The organism is Streptomyces sp. NPDC029956 (assembly GCF_055574655.1).
Map to the genome: position 1 here is coordinate 88,146 of NZ_JBVHZJ010000010.1, position 13,770 is coordinate 101,915.

Here is a 13,770-nt window from a genome sequence, read left to right on the forward strand (position 1 = left end):
GCTCCGTTCTGTTAGGGTCGCTCGTATGTGTTCCGTCATCCACAACTGGCAGGCGATCCGTACCCGTTCGGGGTGCTGACCGCGGTGCCGGGCGATGCCCGGCGCTCGGACCCGCGTCCACCGTTCGCCTCCTGATGACGAGGAATCCCACCATGCGCGCACACTCGCGCCCCACTTTCGTATGCGTCCACGGCGGCTCCAGCAACGCACGGGCCTGGGGCCCGCTGCAGAACGAGCTGGCGCTGCTCGGACACCGTTCGTACGCCGTCGATCTGCCCGGACACGGGGACCGGGCAGAAGGCCCCGCCGCCTACTACCGGCAGCCCCAGGACCTGACGGCGCTGACCGCGGCCCCGTCCCCGATGAGCGGCGTCACGCTGCGGGACAACGTGCGGCACGTGACGGACGTCCTGCGGCGGCTGGCCCCGCTGGGGCCGGTCGTGCTGGTCGGCAACAGTCTCGGCGGTCTGACGATCGGTGCGGTCGCCGACGCCGTGCCGGAGCTGGTGGACCGGCTGGTCTACCTCTCCGCGTTCTGCCTCGCCGATCCGGCGATGCTCACCGGGGCCTGGGACGTGACCGACGAGAACCTGCTGGACGCGGCGGTGGCGCGGATCGCCGTGCCGCTCACGGGCGCGTCCGCCGATCCGGGGGTGGTGCGGCTGAACTGGCGGGCGGCGCACGCCGATCCCGCCGTGTTCGCCGAGCTGAAGGCCGCCGTCATGGCCGACGCCACCGACCACACGTTCGGAGCGCTGCTCGACACACTGGACCCGGACGAGAACCACGGGGTGCTGGAGCCCGGGGCGCTGGTCACGGCGGAGCGCTGGGGCCGGGTCCCGCACACCTATGTCCGGCTCTCCCAGGACGCGAGCGTCACGCCGGCGGTGCAGGATTACATGATCCGCAAGGCCGACGAGCTGACTCCGGACAACCCCTTCGACGTGCGCACCCTGGACGCCTCGCACGTCGGCTACTTCAGTCGGCCCGCGCTCTTCGCGGAACTGCTCGCGGGCCTCGTCTGACGTGCTCCGGGTGTTCCCCTTCCTGTCGTGCCGTGGGAAGGGGGACACCCGCCGGGGCCCGGTCCGGAAACGGCAGGGCCTAACGGACGACGCGGGCGAGCAGCAGGCCGTCGTAGCCCTTGGTGCCGACCGTCTGGATCGCCGTCGCGTCCAGGCGGGGTTCGGCGGCGACGAGGTCGAAGAGCTCGCGGGTGCCGGTGATCGCCGGGTCGTCCGGGTCGGGGGTGGTGATCCTGCCGCCCCGTACCACGTTGTCGACGACGATCACCGTGCCGGGCCGGGAGAGCTTCAGGGCCCACTCCACGTAGCGCGGGTTGTTGACCTTGTCGGCGTCGATGAAGACCAGGTCGAACGGGCCGGCGCCCTCCGCCTCCAGCTGCGGCAGGCTGTCCAGGGCCGCGCCCGTTCGGACCTCGACGACCTTGTCCAGGCCGGCGTGGGCGAGGTTGGCGCGTGCGACGTCCGCGTGGGCCGGGTCGTATTCGAGGGTGAGGAGCCGGCCGTCGGCGGGCAGGGCGCGGGCCAGCCAGATCGTGCTGTAGCCGCCGAGGGTGCCGATCTCCAGGATGCTCCGGGCGCCCTGCATCTGTGCGAGCAGGTGGAGGAGCTTGCCCTGGTTGGGGGCGACGGCGATCTCGGGCAGCCCGGCTGCCGCGGAGGCGCTGAGCGCGGCGGTCAGCGCCTCGTCGGCGGGGGCGATCGTCTCGGTGAAGTAGGCGTCGACTGCGTTCCACTGAGGGTTCGTCATGCGGCCGAACGTACACCGGGGCCGGTCGCCGGGCGGCGCCTTGCCGCCCGTACGACCAGGAGCGTCGCGAGGGCGGCGAGGAGCAGACCGCCGCCGGCCGTCAGCAGCCACACGGGGATTCCGCCGCCCACGGTGAGGAGCCGGTCGGTGTACTCGACCCGGCGGTACGGGGTGTCGGCGACGGCCCGCAGGTGGTGGTCGTCGTCGATCCGCTCCGGGTGGGGGAACTCCTGCTCCAGGACGGTGAGCCGGACCGGTCGCTCCCCGGCGAGTGCGGCGACGGGGCCCTCGGGTTCGATCCGGCCGGCGAAGGTCACCTCGGGGGTGTCGCCGCCGATGGGGGAGCGGGGTTCCATCCGGTGCTCGGCGAGGACGTAGAGGCCGAGGCTCTGGGAGGTCTTCGCGAGCCGCGAAAGGCGCATGGGGTAGACGAGTTCGGGTGAGGCGAAGGTGATGCGCAGCGGGGTCAGCTCGCCCTGGAGGACGGCGTCCTTCTGCTGCGGCGCGAGGCGGACGGCGACGTACTCCCACCGTCGTTCCACGTACGGCTGGAGGGCGCCGGTCAGCCGTTCGGGCAGCTCGAAGCCGTTGGTCCGCAGCCAGTCGCCGAGGGCGTCCGGGTCGGTGGCGGTCAGCCGGGCGACGTCGAAGGGGCCGAGCCGTTCGCGGCCGACGACGCCGACACCGCCCGCGCCGGGTGCCGGAGCCCCGGCGCCGTCCCCGTGGTCGAGGTCGAACGGCCAGTCGCCCTCGCGCGGCCAGAAGTGGAAGCGGTCGCGCTGCTCGGGCTCGGTGAGCCGGTCGAGGGCGTCGAAGAGCTCGGGGTCGCCGAGGGTGACGCCGGCGCGGCTCGGCACGGGCATGATCCAGGCGGAGTGTTCGGCGTCGCCGTGGACGTTGAAGCGCATGACGACGGTCTCGGTCCGGCCGTCCCAGCGGACGGCCGACTCCTCGCGGTCGACGCCGATGCGCTGGTCCTTGGTCGGGATCATGGCGCCGCAGCCGCAGGCGTACGCCGGTGCGACGAGCGAGCCGAGCTGGAGCGCGAGCAGCGCGACGATGGTGGTGAGAATTCGGTGTGTCCCCCGCATGCGGGGTGGGACGTGCCGGGTGACCCGCCGGTTCCGTCCACGAGGTCCGGTTCCGGTTTCGTTCGCGGGGTCCGGATCCGGCCCGGCCCGTGAGGTGCCGTTCCGGCTCCGTCCGCGAGGTCTGGTTCCGGCTCCGTCCCCGTGAGGTGCCGTTCCGGCTCCGTCCCGCCCCGCCGCGTACGTTCAGCCCCCGGCGCGGACCCGGAGTTCCTTCACCCCGTTCAGCCAGGCGGCCCGCAGTCGGCGCGGTTCGCCGGCGAGGGTCAGGTCGGGCAGGGCGTCCGCGACCGCGTTGAAGATCAGCTCGATCTCCTTGATGGCGAGGGACTTGCCCAGGCAGAAGTGGGGCCCGCCGCCGCCGAAGCCGAGGTGGGGGTTCGGGTCGCGGGTGATGTCGAAGCGCTCGGGGTCGGTGAAGACCTCGGGGTCGTTGTTGGCGGAGGAGTAGAAGAGGCCGACGCGGTCGCCCTTGGCGATCTTCTGCCCGCCGAGCTCGGTGTCCTGGGTGGCGGTCCGCTGGAAGGAGACGACGGGGGTCGCCCAGCGGACGATCTCCTCGGCGGCGGTCGCCGGTCGTTCCCGTTTGAAGAGTTCCCACTGATCGGGGTGGGTGAGGAAGGCGTGCATGCCGTGGCTGATGGCGTTGCGGGTGGTCTCGTTGCCGGCGACGGCGAGCAGGAGCACGAAGAAGCCGAACTCGTCGGAGGAGAGGTTGCCCTGGCCCTCGGCGGCGACCAGCTGGCTGACGATGTCGGCGGCCGGGCATTCCTTGCGGGCGGCGGCCATGTTCATCGAGTAGCCGATGAGTTCCATGGCGGCCTCGGCGCCGATCTCCTCGGTGATGGCGTACTCGGGGTCGTCGTACGCGACCATCTTGTTCGACCAGTCGAAGATCCGGGAACGGTCCTCCTGGGGGACTCCGATGAGTTCGGCGATGGCCTGGAGGGGGAGTTCGACGGCGACGCGGGTGACGAAGTCGAAGGTGCCGTCGGCGTCCGCGGCGCGCTTGGCCTCGTCGACGATGGCGTGGGCGCGGTCGCGCAGGGCGGTCTCCAGGTTCCGGATGGCCCGTGGGGTGAAGCCGCGCTGGACGATCTGGCGGACCCGGGTGTGCTCGGGCGGGTCCATGTTGAGCATGATCAGCTTCTGGACCTCGATCTGGTCCCGGGTGATGTGCTCGTTGAAGCGGATGACGGCCGTGTTCTCGTTCGAGGAGAACAGCTCGGGATGCGTGGAGACGTACTTGACGTCCGCGTGGCGCGTGACGGCCCAGTACCCGCCGTCCGCGAAGCCCGTGATGCCGGGCGGCTGGGGGCACCACCAGACGGGTGCGGTCTGCCGCATGCGGGCGAACTCCGGGAAGGGGACGCGGTCGCGGAGCAGATCGGGGTCGGTGGCGTCGAACCCCTCGGGAAGGTGGGGACAGGGCATCGGCAACACACTCCACATCTGAGGGATTCTGATGAGGGGATCTGATGGGCCGTCAGGAGTTGCCGGGAAAGTTAGTAACGAGTTCTACAAGTAGCAAGGGCCAGAACGGGAAGTGTTGCCTCCCGGACCCTTGCGTACCCGCGGTAGCAGTCATAAGACTGCACTCAGAACTAGAACGCGTACTAGTTCCCCCGTGACGCCGACCGACGGGCTGCCGGGACGCCCCGTCCGGTCGAGGAGAGGACGAGCCCATGGCCGCGGAACCCGTCATCGTCGAAGCCGTACGCACCCCCATCGGCAAGCGCGGAGGCGCGCTCGCCAACCTCCACCCCGCCTACCTCCTGGGCGAGACCTACCGCGAACTCCTCGGACGCACCGGCATCCACGCCGACTGCGTCGAGCAGATCGTCGGAGGTACGGTCACCCACGCCGGCGAACAGTCCATGAACCCGGCCCGCACGGCCTGGCTCACCATGGGCCTTCCCTACGAGACGGCCGCCACCACCGTCGACTGCCAGTGCGGCTCCTCGCAGCAGGCGAGCCACATGGTCGCCAACATGGTCGCGGCCGGCGTCATCGACATCGGGATCAGCTGTGGTGTCGAGGCCATGTCCCGCGTTCCGCTCGGCTCCGGGTCCAAGCACGGCCCCGGCAAGCCCTTCCCCGACGAGTGGAACGTCGACCTGCCCAACCAGTTCGAGGCCGCCGAGCGCATCGCCCGCCACCGCGGCCTCACCCGCGAACGCGTCGACTCCCTCGGCCTGCTCTCCCAGGAGCGCGCCGCGAACGCCTGGGCGGAGGAGCGCTTCAAGCGGGAGACCTTCGCCGTCCAGGTCCCCACCACCGAGGAGGAGCAGGCCGCCGGGCAGGGCATGTGGCGGCTCGTCGACCGCGACGAGGGCCTGCGCGACACCACCATGGAGGGCCTCGCCCGCCTCAAGCCCGTCATGCCGACCGCCGTCCACACCGCCGGGAACTCCTCCCAGATCTCCGACGGCGCCGCCGCGATCATGTGGGCCTCCAAGCGGATGGCCCGCGCCCTCAAGCTGAAGCCCCGGGCCCGGATCGTCGCCCAGGCCCTGGTCGGCGCCGACCCGCACTTCCACCTCGACGGTCCGATCGACGCGACGCGCGCCGTCCTGGGCAAGGCCGGGATGTCGCTCCGGGACATCGACCTCGTCGAGATCAACGAGGCCTTCGCCTCGGTGGTGCTGAGCTGGGCGCAGGAATTCGACCGGGACCTGGACGGTCTCGCCAAGGTCAACGTCAACGGCGGCGCCATCGCCCTCGGCCACCCCGTCGGGGCGACCGGGGCGCGGCTGATCGCCACCGCACTGCACGAGCTGGAGCGCAGTGACAAGGAGTTTGCGCTGATCACCATGTGTGCGGGCGGGGCGGTGGCTACCGGGACGATCATCCAGCGGCTGTAGGCGCCCGAAGGGCTCCGCGGCGGGTGCGGGAACACGCACGCGGGACGACCGAGGCCCCGCCGCCGCTCCCAGGCGCTCCCCGCCACTCCCTGGCGCGGCCGGAAACGCCGCAGGCCCCGCCCTCCCTGACGGGAGGCGGGGCCTTGCGGGTGGGCGCTGTGCGGCGGTGACTCTTAGTACCAGCCGTTGGCCTGCCAGAACGCCCAAGCGGCGTTCGGGGAGCCGTAGCGCTCGTTCATGTAGTTGAGACCCCACTTGATCTGGGTGGCGGGGTTCGTCTTCCAGTCGGAACCGGCCGAGGACATCTTCGAGGCCGGGAGGGCCTGGACGAGGCCGTAGGCGCCGCTGGAGGAGTTGGTCGCCTTGTGGTTCCAGTGCGACTCGTGCTCGACGATCTTGCTGAACGACGCGTACTGGGAGGCGGGGACGATGTCGCGGGCGAGCTCCTGCGGGCTGGCGGCCGAGGCCGAGCCCGTCGTGCCGAGCACCGCACCCGACGCACCCAGCAGCACGGCTGCGGAGGCGGCGAAGGTCTTCTTGCGGGCGACGACACGAGTGGCGATCGAGCGGATCAAGGTTTCTGCCTAACTTCGGGAACAAGGGCTGCGTCAGGCGATTTCGGCAAGCCGGAACCAGGGCCCGGGGAACCCGGGAACTGGGGGAACCGGCCGTCCGAGGCGCTGTGGTGAGCACCGGCTGCCTGGCGACGTCCACCAGACAAGCAGGGCTGGAACGCCGACGCAATGACCCCCTGTACGACGAAGGTTCGGACGTCGGAGGAAGGTCCCGGGGTGTGAGTGTGAGACGTTTCCGCAGGTCATGCCCTGCTGTGGGTGGTTTGTGCGGGTACCGCCCGACTACTATTCCGGCTCGTACGTGACGTAGGTCCTGTGGGGCGGCTCACCCGGGGAGGGCTTCCCGGGGCCCTCGAATGTGACCTGGGCCTCGAAGTTCGCCCGCCGGGTCGCCCGCCGCAGCGCCTTCAGGAGCGTGCCGCCGATGGTGAGCGTGAGGACGACGGTGAGAACGGCCCGCCCCAGGTCCCAGCCGAGGGAGGTGGCGGTGACATAGGCGAGGAAACGGACCAGGTTCTCGTCGAGCGGGGCGCCCGGCTGGAACGAGATCCCGCTGCTCAGGCCCTGGAGCAGCACCCAGCCCTGCAGATTCATGATCGTGCCGTACGCGAACGCCGCCACGAACCCGTACGCCGAGAGCATCAGCAGCTCACCGCGGCCCCGCAGCCCGCCCGGCCCCGGCAGCAGACCGGCGCCCATCGTGAACCAGCCCATCGACAGCATCTGGAACGGCATCCAGGGCCCCACCCCCCCCGTGAGCAGGGCCGACGCGAACATCGTCACCGCGCCGAGGACGAAACCGAAGCCCGGCCCGAGAACCCGGCCGCTCAGCACCATCAGGAAGAACATCGGCTCCAGACCGGCCGTCCCCGCGCCCAGCGGCCGCAGGGCCGCGCCGACGGCGGCCAGCACGCCCAGCATCGCCACCGCCTTCGCGTCCATCCCGCAGTCCGCGATCGTCGCCACGACCACCGCGACGAGGAGCGGCAGCAGCGCCGCGAACAGCCACGGCGCGTCCCCGGCGTGCGAGGTCACGGCGGAGCCGGCGTCCGCGAAGAGGGGCCAGCAGAAGGCGAACAGCCCGATGAGGGAGACGAGGGCGAGGGCGGTGACGGAGCGGGGTCCCAGACGGATCGCGCGGACCGGGGGCCTGCTCACAGGGCCGCCTCCACCTGCTCGACCGTGAGCCACGGCCGCGGGGCGAGGATCTTCGCCACCTGCGGCGAGAACGCGGGAGAGGAGACGACCACCTCGGCCGTCGGCCCGTCCGCCACCACCTCGCCGTCGGCGATGATCACCACCCGGTGCGCCAGCTCGGCCGCCAGCTCCACGTCGTGCGTCGCGAGCACGATCGCGTGCCCCTCGGCGGCGAGGGTACGGAGATGGGCGACCAGACGGGCCTTCGCCGCGTAGTCCAGGCCGCGGGTCGGCTCGTCCAGGAGCAGCAGGGGCGGGCGCCCGGTCAGGACGACGGCGAGCGCGAGTGCCAGCCGCTGCCCCTCCGACAGGTCCCGGGGGTGGGTGTCGTCCGCGACGCCAGGCAGCAGCTCGGACACCAGCGCCCGGCAGGTCCCGGGCGCGGTACCCGCGTCCCCGTCGGCCGCCGCGCACTCGGCGGCGACGGTGTCCGCGTACAGCAGGTCCCTCGGCTCCTGCGGCACCAGGCCGACCTGGCGGATCAGCTCGCGGGGGCCGGTGGTGTGCGGGACCCGGCCCGCGACGCGGACGGTGCCGGAGGTCGGGGCGATCATGCCGACGAGAGTGGCGAGGAGGGTGGACTTGCCGGCGCCGTTGCGGCCCATCAGGGCGAGGGTCTCGCCCGCCCGGACCTGGAGGTCGATGCGACGGAGCGCCTCGACGCGGCCGCGGCGGACGCCGAGGCCTTCGGTCCGGACGAGGGGGCCGGGGGCCGGGGCTGCCGCGGGCTCGGTGCGGCGCCGCCTGAAGAGGCGGATGCCCCCACCCCGTCCCTTCCCGGAACCGGAGGCGCCGCCCTGGGGCCCCTGCGTCTCGAAGACCGAAGCGGCGGGAGCTTCGAACGCCGCCGGATTCGGGGCCTCGAACGCCGCCGAAGCCGGAGCCTCGAACGCCGCCGGGGCCGGATCGTGGGGAACGAGCCCCGCAGGGACCCGCCCCTCCAGCCGGGCCTTCAGCTCCCCGGCCCGGCGCCGCGCGTCCCGCACCGTCAGCGGCAACGGATCCCAGCCCGCCAGCCTCCCCAGCCCCACCACCGGCGGATGCACCGGTGAGACGGCCATGATCTCGGCGGGGGCGCCCATCACACCCTCCGGCAGCATCAGCACCTGGTCCGCGTACTGCACCACCCGCTCCAGACGGTGCTCCGCGAGCAGCACCGTCGTGCCCAGGTCGTGCACCAGCCGTTGCAGCACCGCCAGGACGTCCTCCGCCGCCGACGGGTCCAGCGCCGACGTCGGCTCGTCCAGGACCAGGACCTTCGGGTGCGGGGTCAGGACCGAGCCGATCGCGACCCGCTGGCGCTGGCCCCCGGAGAGCGTCGCGATCGGGCGGTCGCGGAGTTCCGCGAGGCCGAGCAGGTCCAGGGTCTCCTCGACCCGGCGCCGCATGACGCCCGGCGCGAGACCCAGCGATTCCATGCCGTACGCCAGCTCGTCCTCGACCGTGTCGGTGACGAAGTGCGCGGACGGGTCCTGGCCGACCGCGCCCACCAGGTCCGCCAGCTCACGCGGCGGATGCGTGCGGGTGTCCCGGCCGTCGACCGTGACCCGGCCGGTCAGGGTGCCGCCGGTGAAGTGGGGGACGAGGCCGGAGACCGCGCCGAGGAGGGTCGACTTGCCGACGCCCGAGGGCCCGACGAGCAGGACGAGCTCGCCCTCGGGGACGGTCAGGTTCACGTCCCGCAGGGTCGGCTCGGCATCCTTCTCGTAGGTCACCGAGACGTTCTCGAAGCGGATCACGCCTTCTCCTTCGAAGCGGGAGCTGTTGCGGGGGCGGTTGCGGGTACGGGGGCCACGAACGCCGGCACCAGGCCCACCAGGACCGACAGCGCAGGCCAGAGCGGCAGCTCCGGGGCCTCCAGCGGAACGACCCCGGGGTGCAGCGCCTCCGGCGCGTACGTGTTCGCCCAGATCATCAGGACCGCCACCGCCACCCCGGACCCCGCGACCAGCCAGGACCGCACCCCCCAGCGGTCCGGCCGGTACCGGGTGCGGACCGTCCGGCGTCCGCCGAGCCGCAGCCCCGCCATGGCCGCGACCAGGCCGCCGCCGAGCAGCGGCAGCCCGTATCCCGCGCCCTCCGCCGCGAGGAGCCCGTACGAACCGGCGCAGATTCCGAGCAGTCCGCCCAGGGTCAGGACGTTCGTGGTGCGGCGTACCGAGGCCGGGACCTGCGCCGTCCTGCCGTACCCGCGCGCGTCCATCGACGCCGCGACCGCGACCGACCGTTCCAGGGCTCCCTCCAGGACCGGCAGCCCGATCTGGAGCACCGCCCGCACCCCGCCCGTGGGGCGGCCGCGCAGCCGTCGGGCGGTACGCAGCCGCACCACGTCCGCGACCATGTTCGGCGCGAAGGTCATCGCCACGACGACGGCGACCCCGGCCTCGTACAGCGCGCCCGGCAGCGACTTGAGCAGCCGTGCCGGGTTGGCGAGCGAGTTCGCCGCACCCACGCAGATCAGCAGGGTCGCCAGCTTCGCGCCGTCGTACAGCGCGAACACCAGCTGCTCGGCCGTCACCCGCCCGCCGATCCGTACCCCCTGCGCCCACTCGGGCAGCGGTACCTCGGGCAGCGTGAACATGAGGTGCGTCCCCGGGATCGGGGAGCCGAGCAGCAGCGAGAAGACGACCCGCAGGAAGACGACGAACAGGCCGAGCTTCACGAACGCGCCGTACGAGCGCGCCCAGGGCGCGTCCGTACGCCGGGCCGCCACGACGTAGCCCGCGACCCCTACGAGGAGGCCGAGGAGGAAGGGGTTCGTCGTGCGGGAGGCGGCGACGGCCAGACCGAGCGCCCACACCCACCACGCTCCGGCGTGCAGGGCGTTGGACCGGCTCGCCTCCGGGGCACGGAGGACGTCGGGGACCTTCATACCGGGCTCATCCGCGGCGGCGGGCCTTCCAGATCGCCGCCCCGCCCAGGGCCAGGACCGCCGCCCCGCCGGCGAGCACGCCGAAGGACGGGCCCCCGCCGTCCTCGCCGACGGCCGCCGACGCGCTCGGCGCGGCCGACACCGGGGTCTTCCCGGCCTCCCCGGCCCCGCCGGTCTCCGCGACCGGCTCGCCGCAGCCCCGCGCCGGGTAGCCGGCGATCCCGCACAGCATGGCCGCGCCGTCGTACCGCAGCGGCTTCGCCACCACGGCGAGCGCCTCCGCGCCCGTCGCGTCCTCGCGGACCTGCGCACAGCCCACCTCGACCGCCTTCTCCGGCGGGGCCTCGCCGGGCGGCGCGTCCGCCGGGCCGCCGAAGTCGACGACGACCGCGACCCGCTTCGTGCCGTCCTTCTTCTCCACGTCCCCGCAGATCCCCGCGAAGTCGGGGGCGACGGAGGGCTTGGAGGTGTCGTTCGTGCCGTTGCTGATCGCGAAGCGGAAGCCGATCGTGTCGCCGTCGGCGGGGCGTGCGGTCGCCGGACCCTGCGTGGCGTACGACCAGGCCTTGCCGCCGTCGCTCTCCCAGAACGACCAGTAGCGGTAGCCGGCTGCCTGCGCCGGAGCCGCCGCGGCCACGACCGCGGTGAGCGTCAGCAGCGCCCCGGCCGCGGCTCCCGCGGCGCGGGTGCCACGCCTTCGCGCACCGTCTCCTCGCGCACCGTTCCCTCGCGCGGCGGTCACTTCTTGCGGCCGCTCACGAGGAAGCCGATGCCGACGCCGACGACCATGCCGATGCCGATGATCCACCAGATGTCGAAGCCGCCCTCGTCGTCGCTCGTGGAGGAGGCCGAGGTGTCCGGCGTCTTCGGCGCCGGGCCGGTGGCGTTGAGCTGCTCCACCAGGTCCGCCGAACCGAACTCGCGCGGGTCCGTCTCCGTCGCCCGCGCGGCCAGGATCAGCTGCGCGTACGCGGCCGGGCCGCCCTTCTTCGCCCAGGCGGCGGAGTTCTTCTCCAGCCACTCCACGGCGGGCTTCGCCTCCTTCGAGGCGCCGGACGCGGCGAGCGCGACGACGGCGTCGGCGGTGTTGCCGACGTCGGGCTGCTCGGTGGTGTCGGTGGCGCCCGGCATCGGCGGCAGGGTCAGGTGACCGGTCTTCGCGAGGGCCTTCGCCAGGTAGGAGGCACCGTTGAGCGCGGCGCGCTCGACCGTCGGCTTCGACAGGTCGTTGCAGACCGGCGGCTGCTCGGGCGAGGCCTTGGTGGCGACGACGCTCTTGCCGAGGCCCGCGAGGGTGGCCGCGGCGGTGGCGTCGGCGTTCGCGAGGAGCTTGCCGGCCTTGTCGGGCTGGTACGCGAAGGCCCCCGGGCCCTCCTTGTCCGAGCAGGGCAGCGCGAGGGAGAGGAGCGCGTCGTAGGGCGTACGGCCCTCGGCGGAGGTGAACGAGCCGGGCCGCACGCCCGTCGAGGCGAGCGCGCCGACGACGACCGAGGTGGAGTTGGCGTCGCTGGCGCCGCCGGGGCTGTAGCCCCAGCCGCCGTCCTTGTTCTGCACGGTGCGCAGCCAGTCGGAGCCCGCCTTGACCGCCTTGTCGATCGTCTCCGGGGAGGCCGACTGCTTCCGGACCGCGCGGAGCCCCTGCACGGCGATCGCGGTGGCGTTGGTGTCCCGCATGGTCTTCGCGTCGCAGGGCGTGCCGGCGTCGGCCCGGTACGCGCCGAACGAGCCGTCCGCGCACTGCTGGCCGAGCAGCCACCCCACGGCCTTGTCGGAGGGCTGGAAGCCGGTGGCGCGCTGGGCCAGGAAAGCGAGCGACTGACGCCAGACACCGTCGTACGTCGGGTCGGTCGTGCCGTACAGGCCGTCCGGGACCGTGACGGCGGAGGGCGTGGGGGAGGGTGCGGCGGTGACGGCTCCCGCCACCCCTGCCGCTCCGGTGCCGAGCAGGACGGTGGCGGCTGCGAGCGCGGTGGCGCCGCGGCGGACGGTGTTCATGGGGCCCTCTCCTGCGGCCGGGCACCGGCACGCCTCAGGGGCACCAGGCTCCGGCTCCGTATTCCTCGACGGTGCCGGCGGTCACGTCCCGGACGGGGCATTCCGACTCGAGACTCCCGGTACGGGGAGTCGCTCACGGTTGCGGGTCAGTGCCGGAGTCCCACCGGCTTCCCCCCGTACGGGCATGATGACGACCCGCCCACTCTACCGGCCCGTATGCCTGTGGCCCGGCGGGTGCGAGGCGCCTCACACCGCGACGTACTCCACGGGTTCCGTCCCCTGCACCGCCTCCGCGCGGCCGAGTTTCACCAGGCGGCGCAGGTGCGCCTCGGCCTCGCTGACGGCGATGTTGCGGGAGCCGTGGGGGATCTGGTCCCAGGGGCGGTTCCACTCCATCTGCTCGGCGAGCTGCCAGGGGGTGAGCGGGGTGGCCAGCAGGCCGAGGAGTCCGGTGAGCCGTTCCTCGTGGTGGTCGAGGAGCTCGCGGACCCGGCCGGCGGCGTCGGTGAAGGCGTGCTGGTGGGCGGGGAGGACCTCGGCGACGCCGAGGCGGCCGATGCGTTCGAGGGAGTCGAGGTAGTCGCCGAGGGGATCGGTGGCGGTGGCGTCGTCGGGGTCCTCGTACAGTCCGATGTGCGGGGTGATCCCGGGCAGCAGGTGGTCGCCGGAGAAGAGCCGGCCGTGGCCGGGCAGCCGGGAGGGGTGCTCCTCCTCCAGGTGGAGGCAGACGTGGCCGGGGGTGTGGCCGGGGGTCCAGATCGCGCGCAGTCGCCGTCCGGGGAGGTCGAGGAGTTCGCCGGGGACGATCTCCCGGTCGGGGAGGGCGGAGCGCCCACCGGGCAGGGTGCGCATCCGGCCGGAGGTGCGGGCGGCCCGCAGCGGGACGAGGTGGTCCTCGGGGGCGCCGACGGCGGCGAGTTTGCGGGCGAGGTAGTCGAGCCAGGTGCCCGGTTCGGCCGCCCGGGTGCGGCGTACGACGTCGGTGTCGGCGGCGTGCATGGCGATCCAGGCGCCGGACGCCTCGCGGACCTTGCCGGAGAGGCCGTGGTGGTCGGGGTGGTGATGGGTGATGACGACGCCGTGGATCTCCGACACGTCGATGTCCAGGGCGGCGAGTCCGCCGGTGAGTTCGGTCCAGGAGGCCGGATCGTCCCAGCCGGTGTCGACGAGAACGGGCCCGCGGTCGGTGTCGAGCACGTGGACCAGGGTGTGCCCGAGCGGATTGTCGGGGATGGGCACCCGGAGCGACCAGACGCCTCCGCCGTGCTCGGTCACCTGGGGCATGGGTTCCTGCATGGATCCTCATCTCTCCACGGTGGTGCGGAAGTTCTCCACGGCGCGGTGCTGAAGCTTGCCGCGACGGTACGGAGCGTGCTCGACCATGGCCCACTATAACGAGAACTGAC

The 13,770-nt window shown here is 72.8% G+C and carries 12 protein-coding genes; 2 read left to right on the forward strand and 10 right to left on the reverse strand.

Features of this window, described 5'->3' with window-relative positions; genetic code table 11:
- Nucleotides 1–152 precede the first annotated feature (152 nt).
- The gene (locus ACZ4XX_RS10735; RefSeq protein ID WP_468507578.1) at nucleotides 153–1,025 is read left to right on the forward strand and encodes an alpha/beta hydrolase; all 873 of its coding nucleotides are present in this window, start codon (nucleotides 153–155) and stop codon (nucleotides 1,023–1,025) included.
- Nucleotides 1,026–1,104: 79 nt separating this feature from the next.
- On the opposite strand, the gene ACZ4XX_RS10740 is transcribed toward ACZ4XX_RS10735, so the two are convergent.
- From ACZ4XX_RS10740 to ACZ4XX_RS10750, 3 genes are all read right to left on the reverse strand, one after another.
- Complete coding sequence (locus ACZ4XX_RS10740; protein ID WP_468507579.1) at nucleotides 1,105–1,773, reverse strand: O-methyltransferase; 669 nt, start codon at nucleotides 1,771–1,773, stop codon at nucleotides 1,105–1,107.
- The gene (locus tag ACZ4XX_RS10745) at nucleotides 1,770–2,864 is read right to left on the reverse strand and encodes a DUF2330 domain-containing protein (protein ID WP_468507580.1); all 1,095 of its coding nucleotides are present in this window, start codon (nucleotides 2,862–2,864) and stop codon (nucleotides 1,770–1,772) included. The genes ACZ4XX_RS10740 and ACZ4XX_RS10745 overlap by 4 nt, the downstream gene beginning before the upstream one ends.
- Nucleotides 2,865–3,047: 183 nt before the next feature.
- Entirely contained in the window at nucleotides 3,048–4,295 is a 1,248-nt protein-coding gene (locus ACZ4XX_RS10750) for a cytochrome P450 (protein ID WP_468507581.1), read from the reverse strand.
- 251 nt (nucleotides 4,296–4,546) lie between these two features.
- On the opposite strand from ACZ4XX_RS10750, the gene ACZ4XX_RS10755 reads away from it, so the two are divergent.
- Nucleotides 4,547–5,725 (forward strand): steroid 3-ketoacyl-CoA thiolase, encoded by a 1,179-nt coding sequence (locus ACZ4XX_RS10755; protein ID WP_468507582.1) that lies wholly within the window; start codon nucleotides 4,547–4,549, stop codon nucleotides 5,723–5,725.
- A 173-nt stretch (nucleotides 5,726–5,898) separates the two neighbouring features.
- On the opposite strand, the gene ACZ4XX_RS10760 is transcribed toward ACZ4XX_RS10755, so the two are convergent.
- From ACZ4XX_RS10760 to ACZ4XX_RS10790, 7 genes are all read right to left on the reverse strand, one after another.
- The gene (locus ACZ4XX_RS10760) at nucleotides 5,899–6,300 is read right to left on the reverse strand and encodes an aggregation-promoting factor C-terminal-like domain-containing protein (protein ID WP_468507583.1); all 402 of its coding nucleotides are present in this window, start codon (nucleotides 6,298–6,300) and stop codon (nucleotides 5,899–5,901) included.
- Between the two features lie 285 nt (nucleotides 6,301–6,585).
- Nucleotides 6,586–7,458 carry an ECF transporter S component gene (locus ACZ4XX_RS10765; RefSeq protein WP_468507584.1) on the reverse strand — a complete coding sequence of 291 codons (873 nt, stop codon included), beginning with the start codon at nucleotides 7,456–7,458 and terminating at the stop codon, nucleotides 6,586–6,588.
- The gene (locus tag ACZ4XX_RS10770; RefSeq protein ID WP_468507585.1) at nucleotides 7,455–9,236 is read right to left on the reverse strand and encodes an ABC transporter ATP-binding protein; all 1,782 of its coding nucleotides are present in this window, start codon (nucleotides 9,234–9,236) and stop codon (nucleotides 7,455–7,457) included. The genes ACZ4XX_RS10765 and ACZ4XX_RS10770 overlap by 4 nt, the downstream gene beginning before the upstream one ends.
- Nucleotides 9,233–10,369, reverse strand: a complete 1,137-nt coding sequence (locus tag ACZ4XX_RS10775) for an energy-coupling factor transporter transmembrane component T (protein WP_468507586.1) — start codon at nucleotides 10,367–10,369, stop codon at nucleotides 9,233–9,235. Before ACZ4XX_RS10775 ends, ACZ4XX_RS10770 begins: the two co-directional genes overlap by 4 nt.
- Nucleotides 10,370–10,376: 7 nt before the next feature.
- The gene (locus ACZ4XX_RS10780; protein ID WP_468507587.1) at nucleotides 10,377–11,006 is read right to left on the reverse strand and encodes an SCO2322 family protein; all 630 of its coding nucleotides are present in this window, start codon (nucleotides 11,004–11,006) and stop codon (nucleotides 10,377–10,379) included.
- 101 nt (nucleotides 11,007–11,107) lie between these two features.
- Nucleotides 11,108–12,364, reverse strand: coding sequence for a prenyltransferase/squalene oxidase repeat-containing protein (locus tag ACZ4XX_RS10785; RefSeq protein WP_468507588.1), 1,257 nt, complete (start codon nucleotides 12,362–12,364; stop codon nucleotides 11,108–11,110).
- 246 nt (nucleotides 12,365–12,610) lie between these two features.
- Nucleotides 12,611–13,648, reverse strand: a complete 1,038-nt coding sequence (locus tag ACZ4XX_RS10790; protein ID WP_468507678.1) for an MBL fold metallo-hydrolase — start codon at nucleotides 13,646–13,648, stop codon at nucleotides 12,611–12,613.
- Nucleotides 13,649–13,770 lie beyond the last annotated feature (122 nt).